The organism is Trinickia dinghuensis (genome assembly GCF_003367175.1).
Taxonomy (GTDB): domain Bacteria; phylum Pseudomonadota; class Gammaproteobacteria; order Burkholderiales; family Burkholderiaceae; genus Trinickia; species Trinickia dinghuensis.
The window spans coordinates 130,225-147,795 of record NZ_QRGA01000009.1; the positions used below are offsets into that span (position 1 = coordinate 130,225).

Sequence of the window (17,571 nt, forward strand, 5' to 3'; positions counted from 1 at the left end):
GTGGCGCCGGTTCTCATCTTCGCGGAGCTGGCGGGAAACAGCTTGATTTGGGTCAACGGAGCGCGACTCCGAAACTGGGGAGTGGGGACGGCTCCGCGCTGTGTTTTATCGCTGATCGTGGTAGACGGTCGGGTTTCGGTGTCGAAGCAATTAGGCGCGGCGTTGCGCCAAAGGTGCGGAAGCCGGGCGAACGCAGTATGCCGGCCGAATGCCTTGTGCTTCGGGTTTGACGCAATAAGCGGCGGCGGCTTTTGCTTCAGGTTTGACGCAATACACGATCGCATCGCCCTTTGCTTCCGGCTTGACGCAATACGCCGCCGTAGCGCCCTCTGCTTCCGGCTTGACGCAATACGCCGCCGCAGCGCCCTTCGCTTCCGGCTTGACGCAATACGCGGCCGTGGCGCCCTTTGCTTCCGGCTTGACGCAATACGCCGCCGCAGCGCCCTTCGCTTCCGGCTTGACGCAATACGCGGCCGTGGCGCCCTTTGCTTCCGGCTTGACGCAATACGCGGCCGCAGCGCCCGTCGCTTCAGGCTTGACGCAATACGCGGCCGTGGCGCCCTTTGCTTCCGGCTTGACGCAATACGCGGCCGCCTCACCCTTTGCTTCCGGCTTGACGCAATACGCGGCCGCCTCGCCCTTCGCCTCCGGCTTGACGCAATACGCCGCGCCGTCACTGCGCGCGCCGAATTCACGTGCGGCCAATTCGTCGCTCTTCGCCGCCAGCGCGAAAAGGCGCGCTTCATCCTCGGCCCCGTCGATTCCGATATACGGATTGTGGTGAATCATGTACCCGAAGATCCGCTCGCAATCGGCGCTATAGCGCTGCGTGTCCAGGATGTGCATGTGCCAGAACTCGTCGACTTCCTCGCTGGGAACGATCGGCGCATCCGGATACTTCGCCGCGAGCTTCAAGAATTGCCGATAGCCCGCCTCCGCACGCTCGACGCTCCGCAGCGCGATCACGCCGTCGCGCCGATGCATGAGCTTGGCCTTGATCCGGCCGAAATCGAGCGCGTCGATGGCTTGGTACATCTCGGCAATATCCCGCTTGGTGGTTTGCATGGTGCTATTCCTTGAAGATGTAATGAGCACGCTCCGGTCGACTGACCTCGGCGCCGTTGGGTAAGGATCTCGTCGTGGACGCGAGACCGGGTTCCGTCGCGCGGCCGAGAAAACCCTCGACATCGGCGGCGGGAATCGGGCGGCTGAAGAAGTACCCCTGCACTTCGTCACAACCTTCATGGCGGAGAAAATCGATCTGCTTCTGCGTTTCGGCGCCTTCCGCGATGACGGCCAACCCAAGGCTATGTCCCAGCGCAATCACGGCACTCGTGATCTGGGTATCGCTGTGGCTGTCGGGGACGTTGCGGATGAACGAGCGGTCGATCTTCACGGTATCGATCGGGAAGCGATTCAGATAGGCGAGCGACGAGTAGCCCGTGCCGAAATCGTCGATCGAAAGGCGGACGCCGGTGCGCTTGATGGCCGTGAGCCAGCGCACGGCCTGCTCGGGATGGCGCATCACCATGCTCTCGGTCAATTCGAGTTCGAGGTATTCGCCCGACAGCCGTGCGTCGGAGAGCGCATCCAAGATGCTATCGTGCAGGTGCGGATCGGCGAACTGCCGCGCGGACAGATTGACGGCCACGTGGATCGACGCCAACCCGCGCTCGCGCCACTCGGCCGCTTGGCGGCACGCCTCGTGCAATACCCATGCGCCGATCGGCACGATCGCCCCCGTCTCCTCGGCCACGGGGATGAATTCGCCGGGCGACACCGCCCCGAGCGCCGGATTGTTCCAGCGCAACAGCGCCTCCACGCCCGTGCAATGGTTCGTGCGCAAATCGATCCGCGGCTGATAGACGAGCGTGAACTCGTTGTTCTCGACGGCATGGCGCAGCTGCGCCTCCATCTCGACGCGCCGATGCAGCGACATGCTCATCTGCCGCACGTACATCTGATACGTATTCTTGCCACGCTGCTTCGCGCCGTACATGGCCATGTCGGCATGCTTGAGCAGCGTTTGGGCATCGTCGCCGTCGCCGGGGAACGAGCTGACGCCGATGCTCGCGCTGACCTGCAGCTGCGAGCCTCCGATCACGAACGGCTGCGCCAGCGCCGCTTGGATCGCGTCGATCGTTTCGATGACGACGGTCACGCCGTCGCTTTGCTGCTTGACGAGCACGACGAACTCGTCGCCGCCGAGCCGCGCGATCATGTCGGCCTCGGCGAGCGCGTCGTGCAGGCGCGCCACGACCGCGCGCAGCAGCAGATCGCCGACGTTGTGCCCGAGCGAATCGTTGACGTCCTTGAATCGGTCGAGATCGATGAAGAGCACGTGCAGCGCCGTAGCATCGGCCCGTGCGCGCGCCAGCAGCTCGTCGAGATGCTCGCGGAACATCAGGCGATTGGGGAGTCCCGTCAGCGCATCGTGCGTTGCGAGGAAGTGCAGGTTGTCCTCGGCCTGCCGGCGCTGCAGGAAGTGGCTCATTTGACTGACGATCGAGCGCGCCATGACGAGCGCCTGCGGCTCCGCGTGACGCCGTTCGCGCGAGTAGAACTCGGCCACGCCGACCACGACCGAACCCAGGCGCAGCGCAAACGAGAAGGTCGTCGCCACGCCCGCATCGGCCAGCCAGCTTTCGTAGCCGACGCGCGCCGCGCCGCGGCCCGTCACGCTCCAGCGCGGCGCCGCCGGCGCATCGTCTTCGACGATCGCGTTGGGCCCGTGAGCGAGGAGCCAGGTTTCGAATTCGCCATCGGCGGCCGTCGATGTCGCGCACAGCAGCTGCTTCGTCCCCGCGGGCGTCGGACGGAACGCGCCGCCGTCCCAATCCATGCCCTGCACGATCGATTCGATCAAGTGCCGGCAGACATCGAATTCGTTGCCCGCGGTGGCAAGGTACAGCGTGAACGCATGCTCGAGATCTCTTGCCCGCTCGATCGACTTTTGCTTCGTGATTTCGAGTGCCGTGCCGCGCAATACCCGAGCGTCCGCGGGCCCGTACGCGTGGCCGATCAAGCGCAGCCAGCCGCGCCGGCCGCGCCGCGACCGATAGCGGCACTCGAGTTCGAACGCATCGCGCGTCTTCATCGTGCGCCTGGCCTGTTCGATCAACATGCGGCGATCGGGCTGATCGATCGTCCGCAGCAGCGCCTTCACCGTCTGCGCCGGCTGCCGGGAACCGATGAGGCGCCCCATCTCCTTCGACACATGCGCCCCGCCGTCGTCGACGTTCACGAGCCAATCGCCGAGATGGGCGATCCGCTGCGCTTCCGCGCACGCTGCCTCGCTTTCGCGCAAATCGTAGGTGATGGCGCCGGCGAGCTTGAGCGCACGCGAGCGCGAACTCGACAACGCGTAGGCCAGGCCCGACAGCAGTGCACTGATCATGAGCCCCGCCACGAACGCGACGTCAGGCAGGACCCGCTGCGTACCGCTGAGCGCGGACATGTTGGCCGAGAACACGATCACCCAGCGCCGCCCCGCGAACGGCTGCTCCGCGCGCCGTTGCAGCATCGAGGGCTTGGCCGAACGCGCGGCGCGCGGCGAAGCACGCACGACGGCGGCCGCGGCACGCATGGACACACGCGCAACGCCGGTCGCGGAGCCGGGGTGAGCCATCGCGGCACCGTTGACGCTGTCGTACAGCAGCGACGCATTCGACAGCGGCTGAGCCGGCGCGCCGATGCTGCCGGCATCGTAGATCTTGAACTTGATGACGCGCAGCGTCTCGGCGCTGAGCAGCGCGTCCATCATGTCGTTCACGCGAATACCGGCGCCGACCGTACCGACATAAGCGCGGCGGCGCTCTTCGACGTTCGTCGTCGGCATCCCCTTGCGATAGACGGGCATCCGCATCGCAAGCCCGACGAATCGGGCACCGCGATCGTCGAGGATCAGGCGGCCGCTGCTGAGGGGCTCGCCGGTATCGCGCAGTTTTTCCATGGCCGCGCGCCGCACCGGCAGCGCATCGAGATCGATGCCGACCGACTCGCGATTGGAGGCAAGCGGTTCAAGGTAGGTCAGCACGTCGTAGCCCGGGCGCAGGCCAGGCGGACGAATCGAAAAGTCGATGCCCGCTTGCTGCAAAGCCAGATCCTTGCGCTGGGCGGCCACGAATGAGCGAACATCGGATGCGCGCACGTAGGCCGCGTAATTCAGCGTCTGAAATCCCGGATAGCGGCCCGGCAAATCGAGGCCGACCACGAAATCGCGAAACTCGGTGCGCGTGACATCGGCGTCCTCGCCGAACAGCGCCCGCATCGTCACGAGCACGTCGGTGTAAAGCCGCACGCGCACCGCGATTTGCTGCTCGACGCTGCGTGAATCGTTATCGAAGCGCAATCTCGCCTCGCGCTCGACGAATTGCCCGCAGATCGAATAAACCGTCAGCGTGACCGACAGCGCGAGCGCCAGTACGCCGAGTGCGAAACCCTGCGCATACCAATCGCGGCCGAGACGCCGCATACGTTCGAATATTTCGCGCACTTCTTTTCCCCAAGGCCGCGCACCGTGGCCGAAACGCGGCCGGATACGAAGCCGATGCGCGCACGCCGCCCACGCCACGCCGCCCACGGCAGTGCGTTTCCGGTCGGCGACGCTGGACGTCGCAAACGTTCGTTAATCGATTGCCGGTCGCTGCCGGCACGCGCGCCCGACGAAGCGGGCGACAAAGTGGAACGGCGACCCAGATGCCTGGTCGGGTGCCGCAATGGAAGTCGGTTTTCTTATAGGCTCTTTTGTACGAAGGATAACGTTCGCGAATATTGATTCAAGTCAAACAAACCCTATCGACAGAAACCCTCTAGGTGTCTTGTCAGCCAATGCTGACAAGGGAATCCGGCATGACGGAATTACGCGCGTCAGGAAAACGGAAAAACGAAAAAATCGACAATGGCGATAGCCTCGGCAATAGCGATAGCTAAAACAGGTGCCGCATGCCGATTGAAACGACTGTTTGGGAATTAGAACTCGAGGCGGGGAGCGTAAATAATTGCGCACGCACGCCGTTACTCGCGCGCAATAGAACGGCGTTGCAGTAAATGTCGGTCCGTTTCGACAAGGAGTAATCGATACCGGCGACGAATTGATTCCAATGCGCCTGGCCGAGCTTCGAGTACGTGTAGCTGCCGGCCAGCGAAAGTGCGTAAGTCAACGAATACTTCACTCCGCCTTCGGCCGTTCTCAACGACGCGCTCGCGCCGTTCTGCCGGAAGTCGACCAGCGTGAAGACGCCATGCAAGAATGCGGGGCCCCATTGATAGCCGGCGCCGACACCCGAGACGGACAGCTTGTCGAAGACGACCGGCTTGGCCAGCAACCCGAGCGACCCCGTGCCGACGAGCGGTGAGCCGAGCACCGTCGCGCCGATACCGAATGCCGCCGTGTAATTATGGAGGCCGACATAAGCCGCACCCGCGCTGAACGGGCCGTGCGCATAGGTGGCGCCGAACGCCACGGCGCTGTTCGCGACGAAATTGCCGGGCTGTCCGCCGAACGAATAGAGGGCGCCGAGCTGCAAGCCCTCCATGCTGGGCGTCACATAGCGAACGGAGTTGTCGATGCGCTCGGCCCCGAGCCGGTCGAGATCGGCGAGATGAAACGCGAACACCGACGGCGTCAGCGTGCCGGCTGCGAATTGCGTGAGGTTCGTCGACATGAAGTCGTACTGGCGGCCGAGCGTCAACGTTCCGAACCGATCGCTCGACAGGCCGACCCACGCCTGGCGGCCGAATTCGAGCCCGCCCTGAGAAAGCCGTCCGTCGTTGAGCGTGAAACCGCTTTCGAGGCGGAAGACGGCTCGCCATCCATCGCCGAGCGGCTCGACGCCGCGCAATCCCCAGCGGTCGGATTGCCCGACACCGCTCGTTTGCGCCCAGGTCCGGCCTCCGCCCTCGTTTGTCGTGAACGTCAGCGCATCGTCCACGATCCCGTAGAGCTGAACCGTGCCTTGTGCCCGCACCCCCCCAGCGGCCGCCAACAACGCCGCGCCGACGAGCAAACCGCCGCCCGTTGCCCCCCGCAGCCGCCTATCCCAACGATACGACGTCCCCATATCGCGCCTCCGTTGCATGTAGCCGCTGAAACGACACATACCGGGCTCGATGAGAAAGAGCCGATTCTTCCGAGCAAAGATAGTGGTGCTCGATCGACAATGCAACATCGAAAATGGCAAGACGTCCTGCCAGAACTGACAGGCACCGCGCAAAAACGGCCGAATCCGGGCGATTGGTCGGCGCGGAGATTAGGCGGGATCAAGCGGGATCGATGCGGCGCAGCCTTGCGGCGGCATGGAATCGGTCGTACTCAAACCCGGAGGTCTAACGGAGACGGGGATCCTCACAAATAAAATCGAGGAACGTCCGCACTTTGGGCGATAGATATTTTCGGTGGCGATAAACGCCGTAAATCTTGGTGCCGAAGAAGCGATAGTCCGTCAGCACGGCCTGAAGCACGCCGGTTTCCAGATCGCGTGCGACCAGCCACTTCGGCAGAAACGCCAGCCCCATCCCTTCGAGCGCGGCGAGCCGCAGCAGCGATTCGTTGTTCGTCTGCAAGGCGGAATCGAACTTGAATGCCTCGACGCCTCTCGGCCCTTCGACTTCGAGCGTGTTGTTCGAGGGGAACATCGAATAGCCGAGCATGGCATGGCTCGAAAGCGCTTGCGCATCGGCCGGCGTGCCGGCCTTGCGCAAATAGCCGGGCGAGGCGACGAGATGAAACGTCACGGGCACGATCGGCCGCGCGATCAGTGCCGGCCCGAGCGAAAGCGGATTCGTCACGCGCAACGCGAGATCGAAGCCCTCTTCGACGAGATTGACGAAGCGGCCCGACAAATCGAGGTCGAGACGCACGTCGGGATAGCGCGTTCGGTAATCGTTCAGGACGCCGACAAAATCGGGATTGGCCATCCAAACCGGCGCACTGACCTTGAGCGTGCCGTGCGGCGCGGCCGTCGATTGGCCGACCGCCGATTCGACATCGTCGAGTTCGTCGAGCAATTGGCGAACGTGTTCGAAATATGTCGCGCCCGATTCGGTGAGACTCAAATGGCGGCTCGTCCGGTTGAGCAGCAATGTGCCGAGCCGGCGCTCCAGATGCATCACGTGCTTGCTTGCCATCGCCGGCGACATATCGAGCCGGCGCGCGGCCGCGGCAAAGCTCTTGGCCTCGACCGCGAGCCGAAAGACTCGCATGCTCGTGAGCGTATCCATCCGATCGTCAACCAGGAGTAAATGATGGATCAATCATAGCCGAGTTGATGCAATGCCCCGACGATCGTATCGTGGCGCGATTCTTTGAGGATAAACACCATGATCAACGACAAAACCGCACCGCTCGCCGGGTTGCTGCTGCGCGTCAGCCTCGGCATTCTGTTTCTGGCTCACGTCGCCTTGAAGCTGTTCGTATTCACCGTGCCCGGCTTCGTCGGCTATTTCGCCTCGCTGGGCCTGCCCGCGGTTGCCGCATACCTGACGATCGCGCTCGAACTCTTCGGCGGGATTGCATTGATCCTCGGCGTCTACGCGCCGTGGGTGGCCTTGCCCCTCGCCCTCGAAATGCTCGGCACGGTCCTGCTCGTTCACGGCAAGAACGGTTGGATGTTCACGAACAAAGGCGGCGGCTGGGAATATCCCGCGTTCTGGGCCGTCACGCTCGTCGTGCTGTTCCTGCTCGGCGACGGCGCTTATGCGCTGCGCCCGGCCAAGCGCAGCGCCTGATCGACCGTATAAAGGCGGAAACTCGAGGCCGACCTCGGCCTCGATCGAAAACTACCGCATGTTGCCCGTATGCCCGAGCGAATATCGCCCGGGCTGCGGCCACACCGTCAGCCCATGGGGCTCCATGCCGACCGGGATCGACTTGACGGCGCCGGTGGCCGTATCGAACGCATAGACCACGTCGTCGAAGCGGCCCGACAGCCAGAGCGTCTTGCCGTCGGCGCTGACGTTGCCCATGTCGGGGCTGCCGCCGCCGGGAATCGGCCAGGTGGCGACGATCTTGCGCGTGGCGAAGTCGAGCACCGAGACACTGCCTGGGCCGTGACGCGGGCCATGGACCTTGTTCGATCCGCGATTGGCGATATAGAGTTTCGTGCCGTCGCGGCTCGGATAGAGCCCGTGCGTCCCGACGCCCGTCTTGATGAAGCCGATCTTCGTGAAGGCGTCGCCGTCGATCACATAAACACCGTCGGCCATCATGTCTGCAACGTAGAACACCTTCCCGTCGGGCGAGATGCGGATGTCTTGCGGCATCCCCTTCTTTTGCAATTCCAAATAACCGATCACCTTGCGGTTCACCATGTCGATCTTGGCGAGCTTGCCGCCGAACTCGCAGGTGAAGATCGCGTATTTGCCGTCGATCGAGAAATCGGCGTGATTGATGCCCTTGCATTCGGGCACCGCTAAGCTCGATTTCAATTGCATCGTGTGCGGATCGCGAAAGTCCAGCCGCGCATGCGCTTCCGCCACGACGATGGCCTCCTTGCCGTCGGGCGTGAAGTACATGTTGTAGGGATCGTCCACGGGAATCGCCTTGCCCGGTTTGCCCGTCATCGGATCGATCGGCGTGAGGCTGCCGTCGGTGCGGCCCTCGGCATTGTTCGTCACCCACAGCGTTTTCAAATCCCACGCGGGCACGATGTGCTGCGGGCTCCGGCCGACGGAAAACTTGTCCACCACCTTGAACGTCGACGGATCGATGACGTAGACGTCGTCCGAGCGCAGGTTCGGCACGTACACGCGAGTGAGCGCACCGGCGACGGCCGGACTCATATGGTTCACGCCGGCCTCGCCGTACAGATTCGAGGCGTCGACGACGCTCGGCATGCCCGGTACCGTCTGCACGCTCGAGATCGAGGCGGCCGATGCCGCGCTCGGCGCAAACGCCACGCAGGCGCAGGCGAGCGCGGCGCCGATCGATGAAGCGACCCACGTATTGCGATATCCCGTCGAATCCATAGTCCCCCCAGTGTCGAAAGCCTGAGCCGCGTGCGGTAGGCCGACGCGGCGATCGTTTCCGCTTCAGCGGCCCGCCGTGTCCTTGCGGATCGCGGCGATCGTCCTTGCCACGATGGCGTCGGTGCCGAGCCGCCCGAGTTCCGCGCTCGCGCGGCGCGGGTCGCCGCCGTACACGCCGTCCGCGGGCCCGGGCTTCGGCGCGGTGCGCAGCGCATCGAGCCGGACCATCTGCGGCGCGACCGCCAGCAACAGCGACGTATCGGCGAGCCCCGCATGGGTGCCGATCTCGTCGTCGCGATAGCCTTTCTCGCGCAGCGTGCGCGCGTAACCGGTCGAGCTTTCTCCGTAATACTCGGGCGGGACGAACGCACGGGCCTTGGTGCCCGCCCACTGCTTGTTCAAACGCGCTACGACGCGCTTGATGTCGTCCTGATAGCCGCCATGATCGCCGAGAAACACCACATTCTTGAAGCCGTGCACTTCGAAGCTGTTCGCGGCGGACTCGAGCGTTTTTTCGAAGACGTCGTCCGGCACCGTGATGGTGCCCGGAAAGCGCATGTGCGAGGTCGGCGGCGCATAGCCGCCTTCCGGCACGTAGGCGATGACCGGCGCAACGAGCGCGTCGCCGAGCCCCTGGGCGATGCGCGCGGAGAGCACCCGCACGCGTGCGTTGTGCTTGCCCAGCGCGACGTAGGGACCGCTTTGCTCGGTCCCGCCGATCGGCACGATGATGGTGGTCTTGCCCGCCGCGATCTCGTCGCGCAGTTCCGTCCACGTCAAATCCTCGAGCTGGACGGTTTGGGGGGCTTGCGCGAATGCGAGCCCCGCGGCGCACGAAAGGCCCAAGCAAACGAAAGCTTTGCGTAATAAAAGTGACATGCACGCTCCGCGAAAATCCGTGGCGCCGAGCCGGCGCCGCCTCGATGAAGAGCAAACATACATCGAACCAGCGAACGCGGCATAATCCGCGCATGCCGCTTACATCCTCGCGGCGGTGTCACTACGAGGTAACCTTCGATGCTTCACGACCTGGTCGCGCGCTACGGCCCGGCGCTCGTTTTCGTCAATGCGCTCGCGGCATCGCTGGGGCTGCCGGTGCCGGCCATGCCGACCCTTGTGCTGTTTGGCGCCATGGCCGCGCTGCATCCGACGGCCATCGGCGCGCAACTGATGCCCGTACTCGGGCTGGCCGTTCTCGCATCGGTCATCGGCGACAGCGTCTGGTTCCTCGCCGGCCGCTTCTACGGCGGCGCCACGCTCAAGACGCTATGCCGCTTGTCGTTGTCGCGCGACACCTGCGTGAAAAAGACGGAGCGCTTTTTCGGCCGCTGGGGTGTGCGCGTGTTGACCGTCTCCAAGCTCGTGCCGGGCTTGTCGCTGCTTTCGGTGCCGATGGCGGGCGCCATGGGCACGCCGTATCGCATCTTCGTCGCTAACGACGGAATCGGCGCCGCGATTTGGGCGACGCTCGGCTTGGGCGTGGGCGTCATCGTCTCGAGCCAGGTCGATTGGCTGTTCGCCGCCATCGGCCGCCTGGGCCATGCGAGCCTTGTCGTCGTCGCCGCGCTGCTCGCCTTGTATGCGGCCTATCGCTGGATGCGGCGCCGCTCCTTCATGAAGAAGCTGGCCGATGCGCGCATCGGCGTCGACGAACTGTACGCGCTGATGTTGAGCGAGGCGGTGCCCGTGATTCTCGACATTCGATCCGACGAGAAGCGGCGCCTCGATCCCTACGTGATTCCGGGCGCGCGTTTCGCCGACGAGCGCCAGCTCGACGAGATTCTCACGGCCTATCGCCGCGATCAGAAAGTCGTCATTTATTGCTCGTGTCCGAACGAAGTGTCGGCGGCCTGGATGGCAAAGAAACTCCTCGATGCCGGTTTTCTCGACGTGCTGCCGCTCAGAGGCGGCATCGATGCGTGGCGCGATGCGGGCCGCGACGTCACGATCTTGCAAGTCAAAGCGGACGACGACGGCCAAGCCGACGGTCATTCCACGCCGCACATCGCCTAAGGGAAAGGGAGAAGGCGCTCGCGCGAGCGCTCTTTCTGTGCGCCCCTTCCGCGCCCCTTCCTGAGCCCCTTCCGCCCCTTCGGGCGCTCTCGATCCTTCCACATCGACGCTCGAATCGCCGCGATGGTTCTTCGCCCACGCGCCGATTGTGAACGAATTCGTAAAGATGATTTATCGAATTAGGCGTTAACCCTAAAGCCTCCAATCGCTAGACTGCAGTCATCGGTTCACGCAACGAACCCGGTGCAGGAAACAGGACAGATAACTTTTGGAGGCAATTGCCATGAAATCGCTCATTCAATCCGTCGTGATCGCCGCCGCTTTGGTCGCTCCGGTTGCCGTCTTCGCACAATCGAATGCCCCCGTGACGCGCGCTCAAGTCAAGGCCGAACTCGCGCAATTCGAACAAGCCAACGGCCCGCGCGCCTTGGGCAACGATCCGTACTATCCGGCCAGCGCTCAAGTGGCACAAGCGCGCGTCGAAGCGCAAAACGGCGATGGCCAGGCAGTCGGCGGCGTGCGCGCCGGCTCGTCGGACGCGGGCTCGCCCGTGACGGCCGCGGCTAAGGACTCGCTGTATTTCGGCCGTTGATCGGCAGCGCAATCAGCGATACAGAATCTGACGCTTGAGATCCGTCGAGATCTCGAGCGCGGTTCCGAACCATTGTTTCAGCACATCTGGGCCGCAGACGTTCGTCTGGAAGTTACGCTCGAGCACCCGGTCGATCTCGACGCTCTGTCCGTTTTGACGGTACGTGGCGGTATAGTGAATCACGCCGTTCTTGCTATCGACGTTGGGCGGAATCGCTATGATTCGTGAGCTTGCCGGTAATGTCACGTCGTAGTGCTCATGAACGGCCGTCCCACCACACGGCGCTTCCACCGGTTGACTTGCCTGCACCAACACGTAATCGGCAAACGCTTTGATCGAGCTATAGCCGGGCATCGTCGGAATGGCGAGCGCCGCCGGGCCTGGCATGAGGGCGATGCTATTGACGGTCCCCGTCAAGTCGAGCTCGAGCGGCTGATCGATTGCGCCCCGGTTGAGTGCCGCGACATGCAGCGCTCCCGTGAGACCGATTTTCTTCATCAGCTCGTAGCCGATCCGGTCTCCGCTGTACCGGAACAGCGCGCGTCGGGGCGTAAAAGCGGCCTGCCCATTCAGGACGAACGCGCCGCGAACGTCCGCATCGCCATTCTCACCGACCTTGATTGTGTAGTCGCTCGACGATAGGCTGTTTTCCCCGTTTTGCGGAGGTGTGTGCAGCATGTGTCCGGTCACGGTATCGAGCGCGGGCTTGTCGCTGCTCGAAAAGGTCAGAACGCCGAAGGGGGAGAACCCACTGGTCGTATCGGCGAACACACCGAATTCAGGCAACCAGGTGATGGCGTGATTGAACGCAGCCCATGTCGGCGCCGCAGGTAAGCGATAGCTGTTGCCTAGATTGACGAGGACGCTATCGGCGCGTATTCCTTTCGCCGCGAGCAGGGAAATGAACAGCACATCGTGATCCTTGCAATCGCCGTAACCGTTACGCAGCACCTCGTCGGCGTTGTGCGGAACCACGGGCCCCGCGCCGACCCACGCGGCGAGATAGCGAATATTGCGGCTAACCCAATCGTAAATGAGCACTGCTTGCCGGCGTCGATCCGTTACGCCTTGCGTAATCCGATCCGCAAGCGCTTGAATGGGCTGCGACCGCGCAACGCGTGATTCGACGCCCTCTTCATAGACTCGCCCAAGCTGCGCGTAGTCCGCGTAGTTGGTTGCGATGAAGTAAGGCCCGGTGTCGAGCGGCGACACGGTATCGGCTTGCTCATGCAGGGGCCCGTTCGCCGGAGTGCGATAACGGTAGATCTGCGTCCGCCGCTTGCCTTGTACGGTATCGCTGACAAGTTGCATGCCCTTGGCATCGATCCGCACCGGCATACCCGCCGGCGTATCGAGCGTTTCCAGCGCGGCGTCGTACGCCTCAGTGGGCGGGAAATATACAATCTCGTCGAATTTCCCCGGCAGCATCGGTGCGCGATCGGTCAGCGTATAGCTGAGCTGGACGGTATCTCCTCGCTTCACCGCGGGAAATGCCACGAAGCGCAGCCGCTGCGAGCTGAACATGGGCGCGACGGTCGACGTCGGCGTGGGCTGATCGAACACAGCCGCCTTGAGGTCGGCCGGCACCTTCTCGCCATTGGCGTGTACCGTTTGCGCCGCGTCGATCGTCAAGGTTTGCAGATCGCCGTTATACGACACGACGTACTGCGAAAAGCGCTGGACCGCGGCATCGCTCGACAGCACAACGCTGAATACCACATGCTTGACGGTACGCCCTGAGTCGTCGACCGTGACGGCGCGTTCATATTGAGTGAATCGGTACTCCGGGGCGTCCGCCGCGCTTGCGGGATGCGCGCAGGCCAAGACGAAGCCAAGCGCAGCCGCGCGCGCGGCTTGTGATACCACGCGTAGAAATAGTTGGCACATCCCCTGAGATCCTTATTTTTCGCCGAATTTCGCTGCCAAGGAAATCGGATTTAACGGGACTGTCGATTTGTCCGGCGCATCATACAAGCGTCGCATGAGCAAAACAATCGCGTTTGGTATTTCGATGCGGCGGATCAAATCATGACGCCATACAGAACGGTCTTGTTATGGCCTAATTAAAAACGCTCTCACCGCGTCGACAAACGCATCCCTCACTTCGACATTCGGCAGGTGCACGCAAGGCAACGCCACATAGCGCGCATCGGGTATCGCCGCGGCGATCGCTTCACCGTGACTCGCCGCCGTCACCGTATCGTGCTCGCCCGCAATGACGAGCGTAGGCCGGTCGATCAGTGCCACGCTCCTGCGAAAATCGAGATCCCTTACCGCGGCGAAGCCCCCGGCCAGCCCTTGCGGCGACGTTTCCAGCACCATCTTGCGAAATGCATCGACGAAGGGAAATCGCTGCTCGATCATGCTCGCCGGAAACCAATTGCGGATGAATCCCTCAGCGGTTTCACCCATGTCCGCGATACCCGCGATCCTCGCAAGCTCGGCGATACGGCCGTCGAAGTATTCGGCCGGCCCGAGATACGCGGACGTATTGCTCAATATGAGCCGCTCGATCCGCTCCGGCGCGCGAACGCCGAGCCACTGCCCGATCATGCCGCCGAGCGACAGCCCAAGAAAATGCACGCGCTCGATATGCAGCGCGTCCAGCAACTCGATCACGTCGCGCCCTAGACGGTCGATCGAATAAGCGCCAGCCGGCGCATCGGACGCGCCGTGACCACGCGTGTCGTAGCGCAGGACGCGAAAATGTTCGACGAGATCGGACATGACACCGTCCCACATCCGCAGCGACGTGGCGATCGAATTCGACAGCATCAAAACCGGCGCATCTTCGCGGCCGTCAAAGCGATAGGCGATCCGAGCGCCGTCGCCGGCGGTGAATAGCTTGAGATCTTCCATGGTTGTTTTCTCCTCGATTTCTCGATAGGCGTTGAGAGACTCAGTCCGACGGAAGCATCGTAGTTTTTCGGTCTGGCAAAAGCCATTACAAAGTTTTGATATTCTTTGTAATGACCGATCAAAAGGCCCACGAATTCCGGGTCATAATTTCCAGCCCACGACATCGCCCCTCGCGACTCGATCTCTACTCGCCCCCGCTATGAACGAATTCACGCTTCACGACCTGCAATGTTTCGATGCCGTCGTTCGCGCCGGCGGCTTTCAATCCGCCGCGGCAGCATTGCATCGGTCGCACCCGGCCGTGTTCGCGGCCGTTGCGCGATTGGAGCGCCAACTCGGCCTCGCATTGCTCGATCGCAGCGGCTATCGCGTCCGCATGACGGCCGACGGCCGCGCGTTCCACCGCAAAGCGCAGACATTGCTGAACGAGTTCGCCGGCCTGCGCACCTACGCGACGCAATTGGCGATGGGGGAAGAAAGCGAATTGCACGTCGTCATCGGCGATCTGTGCCCCCGCGAGCAAACACTCGCCTTGCTCGCGCGTTTCTTCGGCGCATGCCCCGGCACTCGGCTCCATCTGCACGTCGAAGCCGTTGCCGGGCCGCTGGAACGTCTGCTCGACGGCGAAGCCGATTTGATTCTCCATCGCATCGAGAAGGCCGATCCGCGGCTCGAGTGGATCGGCCTTCTCGAGGTCGAACTCGTGCCCGTGATCGCGCCGGTGCTATTGCCTGAACGTTTGCCGAAGTCGGTCAAACCCGAGCATTTGCGCGAACTCACGCAATGCGTGATGCGCGATACGGCGCAGCACACACCGGCGCACGATTACTTCGTGGTCGAAGGGGCGCCGCAATGCACGGTCAGCGACCAATCGATGAAGCGTGAAATCATCTTGCAGGGCTTGGGCTGGGGGCATTTGCCGCGATACATGATCGAAGACGATTTGCGTCGCGATCGATTGCGCTCGTTGGCCGGGCGCCATTTGCGCGGCGCGCGCGAAAAGATCGTCGCCGCCCGCCGCGCGGACCGGCCTCATGGGCCCGTCGCCGAACGGCTCTGGGGGTACCTCGGCGAACATGGACCCGCCGCATTCGTCAGTTCAAAGCGATCGCAATAAACAGACGTATACGACGCTCGGACCCGACTGCGCACCACCCGCGAAACAAGCCGGCGTACGTGCATCATCTGTTCATCCATGGAACACGATTCAGTGCAATTGCACCTTGGTGTTAGTCCCGATCTCGCGGTAGGATGCTTCCAATCACCTGTCGGCAATAACCGCAGGGAAAACCTCAATCAATTAGACGAATACGGGCGATTATGATGGCAGCGGAGGTTGCCGATTGCCCCTTGTTTCTCTCGCAAATCCGATGAGCACCGCCCATTACGAACCGGCGCGCGCTGAGATTGACCGTGGCTTCGCAAGCCACCGGGCGTGCATGATCCGAATACTGCTCGCGGACGATCACTCCGTGTTCAGGGAGGGCTTGCGCGAAGTCCTCGAAGGCATGCCAGGCATCCGCATCGAAGGCGAAGCGTCCGATGCGGCATCCACGCTCGCATTGGTGCGCCGCGCGCGAGCCGACCTCCTATTGCTCGACCTTTCGATGCCCGGACGCAGTGGCATCGAATTGATCAGAAAAATCCGCGAAGAAGCGCCGCAATTGAAAGTACTCGTATTGACGATGCACGAAGAGCGTCATTACGCGTTGCGCGCCTTCATGGCGGGCGCGCACGGCTATCTGACCAAGCATGCCGCGGCGCCGGAGCTGTCGGGCGCTTTGCGCAAAGTCTCGGCGGGCGGCACCTACGTCGGGCCGTGGATGGCCGATTACGTCGCGCGCAATCTGATCGCTCCGCCCGAGGCGGCGCCGCATCAGCAGCTCAGCGATCGCGAATTCGATATCTTCATGCGCCTCGCGCGCGGGAACACCGCCGCCGAAATCGGGCTGGCGCTGAGCCTGAGCACCAAGACCGTCAGCAACTACAAGGCGCGCGTCTGTCAGACCATGCGGTTCTCGAACGATGCCGCGCTCGTTCGCTATGCCGTGCGCCATCAATTGATCGACGATCACGACATCGTGTGAAACCCTCCGACGTTCAGCGCCCGAGCGACCCCGAGCCGAGCGCACCGGCGTGCGACGAGGCCCACGCGATCACTCGCGCGATCGAACTCGCGGCCCGTCTCGTGCGCGAGCAGGAGGCGCGCGTCGCGCACTTCGATACCGACGGGGCCGAGCGGCAAGCCGCGCAGGCCCTGCTGGACACGCTGCGCGTGAGCTTGGCGCTCAGCCGCCGCTATCGGCTGGCAACGGACGGCGAACCGGCTCGCCCCGACGGCAACACGGCGGGAAGCGAACCAAAGATCGACGTGCCGGCCGTGGTACCGGCCGCCGAGCCGGCCGGCGATATGCAAACGGCCCGGGAAGAAGAGCGCAAACGCATCGCACAAGAACTGCACGACGATCTCGGGCAGCAACTGAGTGCCCTGGAGCTGACTGCGCAGCGCGTCGAACGGCTCGCGGCGGCGCCGAAGCCATGCGGCCGGCTCGACGCGGCAATACGCGATTTGCACGAGCAAATCGATTCCGCGGTCGTTTCCGTCCAGCGGATGACGCGACAATTGCAGCCGCTGGCACTCGAAAGGCTCGGCTTTCCTGCCGCGGTGGAGTCGCTGGCGGCCGAGTTCGCGAACCGCTCGAACGTTCGGCTCGCGTGCCGCTTCAGGATGGACGGCGTCGACGTCTCCGAGCCCGCCGCAACGGCGATCTTCCGCATCGTTCAGGAGGCCCTCACGAACGTCGCGCGCCATGCGTCCGCGCAAACCGTGACGATCGATTTCTACCGCGACGGCGAAGTCTGCATGCTGCGGATCGCCGACGACGGCGTCGGCAATCAATCGCCAACCGGCAAGCCGCCCCGGCTTTCGCTAGGACTGTCCGGCATGGCAGACCGCGCGGCTCAATTCGAAGGAACGCTTTCGATTCGCAGCACCGCGGGCACGGGCTTCGCGATTGTCGTGCGCCTTCCTCTGGCGTCCATCGCACGGCGTCCTTAACGGTCCAGCACCCGGCCGGCCCCCCTGCGCTCCTTTACCCTTGCAAGCCCACGCTGTCGACCCTCGGCGATTGTCCCATCCC

General features: G+C 63.3%; 14 protein-coding genes. 6 read left to right on the forward strand and 8 right to left on the reverse strand.

The genetic code is table 11. The features are described 5' to 3' along the window. Positions 1-150 precede the first annotated feature (150 nt). The 4 genes from DWV00_RS17045 to DWV00_RS17060 all read right to left on the reverse strand — a co-directional run bounded on the left by DWV00_RS17045 (position 151) and on the right by DWV00_RS17060 (position 7,221). On the reverse strand, positions 151-1,065 hold the full coding sequence (locus DWV00_RS17045; RefSeq protein WP_181885492.1) for a glycine-rich domain-containing protein: 915 nt from the start codon (positions 1,063-1,065) through the stop codon (positions 151-153). 4 nt (positions 1,066-1,069) lie between these two features. After that, positions 1,070-4,495: a bifunctional diguanylate cyclase/phosphodiesterase gene (locus DWV00_RS17050; RefSeq protein WP_245964915.1), complete on the reverse strand. Its 3,426-nt coding sequence runs from the start codon at positions 4,493-4,495 to the stop codon at positions 1,070-1,072. Positions 4,496-4,928: 433 nt separating this feature from the next. Beyond that, the gene (locus DWV00_RS17055) at positions 4,929-6,062 is read right to left on the reverse strand and encodes a porin (RefSeq protein ID WP_181885493.1); all 1,134 of its coding nucleotides are present in this window, start codon (positions 6,060-6,062) and stop codon (positions 4,929-4,931) included. Positions 6,063-6,327: 265 nt separating this feature from the next. Then, positions 6,328-7,221 carry a LysR family transcriptional regulator gene (locus DWV00_RS17060; protein ID WP_115534780.1) on the reverse strand — a complete coding sequence of 298 codons (894 nt, stop codon included), beginning with the start codon at positions 7,219-7,221 and terminating at the stop codon, positions 6,328-6,330. 99 nt (positions 7,222-7,320) lie between these two features. Between DWV00_RS17060 and DWV00_RS17065 the strand changes: the two genes are divergently transcribed. Then, positions 7,321-7,728 (forward strand): DoxX family protein, encoded by a 408-nt coding sequence (locus tag DWV00_RS17065; RefSeq protein ID WP_115534781.1) that lies wholly within the window; start codon positions 7,321-7,323, stop codon positions 7,726-7,728. Positions 7,729-7,779: 51 nt separating this feature from the next. Here the strand turns inward: DWV00_RS17065 and DWV00_RS17070 are convergent, their stop codons facing one another. Both DWV00_RS17070 and DWV00_RS17075 read right to left on the reverse strand, forming a co-directional pair. Then, positions 7,780-8,967 (reverse strand): YncE family protein, encoded by a 1,188-nt coding sequence (locus DWV00_RS17070; protein WP_115534782.1) that lies wholly within the window; start codon positions 8,965-8,967, stop codon positions 7,780-7,782. Between the two features lie 63 nt (positions 8,968-9,030). Next, positions 9,031-9,846 (reverse strand): creatininase family protein, encoded by an 816-nt coding sequence (locus DWV00_RS17075; protein ID WP_115534783.1) that lies wholly within the window; start codon positions 9,844-9,846, stop codon positions 9,031-9,033. A 138-nt stretch (positions 9,847-9,984) separates the two neighbouring features. Between DWV00_RS17075 and DWV00_RS17080 the strand changes: the two genes are divergently transcribed. Together DWV00_RS17080 and DWV00_RS17085 are read left to right on the forward strand one after the other, a co-directional pair. Then, positions 9,985-10,980, forward strand: coding sequence for a DedA family protein/thiosulfate sulfurtransferase GlpE (locus DWV00_RS17080; RefSeq protein WP_115534784.1), 996 nt, complete (start codon positions 9,985-9,987; stop codon positions 10,978-10,980). Between the two features lie 283 nt (positions 10,981-11,263). Then, positions 11,264-11,572 carry a DUF4148 domain-containing protein gene (locus DWV00_RS17085; protein WP_115534785.1) on the forward strand — a complete coding sequence of 103 codons (309 nt, stop codon included), beginning with the start codon at positions 11,264-11,266 and terminating at the stop codon, positions 11,570-11,572. 12 nt (positions 11,573-11,584) lie between these two features. Here DWV00_RS17085 and DWV00_RS17090 read toward each other — a convergent pair whose 3' ends face one another. Together DWV00_RS17090 and pcaD are read right to left on the reverse strand one after the other, a co-directional pair. Further along, positions 11,585-13,459, reverse strand: a complete 1,875-nt coding sequence (locus DWV00_RS17090; RefSeq protein WP_115534786.1) for a DUF3857 domain-containing transglutaminase family protein — start codon at positions 13,457-13,459, stop codon at positions 11,585-11,587. A gap of 165 nt (positions 13,460-13,624) precedes the next feature. After that, complete coding sequence (pcaD, locus tag DWV00_RS17095; RefSeq protein ID WP_115534787.1) at positions 13,625-14,431, reverse strand: 3-oxoadipate enol-lactonase; 807 nt, start codon at positions 14,429-14,431, stop codon at positions 13,625-13,627. 199 nt (positions 14,432-14,630) lie between these two features. Here pcaD and DWV00_RS17100 point away from each other — a divergent pair, with 199 nt between their 5' ends. From DWV00_RS17100 to DWV00_RS17110, 3 genes are all read left to right on the forward strand, one after another. Beyond that, entirely contained in the window at positions 14,631-15,548 is a 918-nt protein-coding gene (locus tag DWV00_RS17100) for a LysR family transcriptional regulator (protein ID WP_115534788.1), read from the forward strand. 322 nt (positions 15,549-15,870) lie between these two features. Continuing rightward, positions 15,871-16,518, forward strand: a complete 648-nt coding sequence (locus DWV00_RS17105; protein ID WP_115534789.1) for a response regulator — start codon at positions 15,871-15,873, stop codon at positions 16,516-16,518. After that, positions 16,515-17,489, forward strand: a complete 975-nt coding sequence (locus DWV00_RS17110) for a sensor histidine kinase (RefSeq protein ID WP_115534790.1) — start codon at positions 16,515-16,517, stop codon at positions 17,487-17,489. Before DWV00_RS17105 ends, DWV00_RS17110 begins: the two co-directional genes overlap by 4 nt. Positions 17,490-17,571 lie beyond the last annotated feature (82 nt).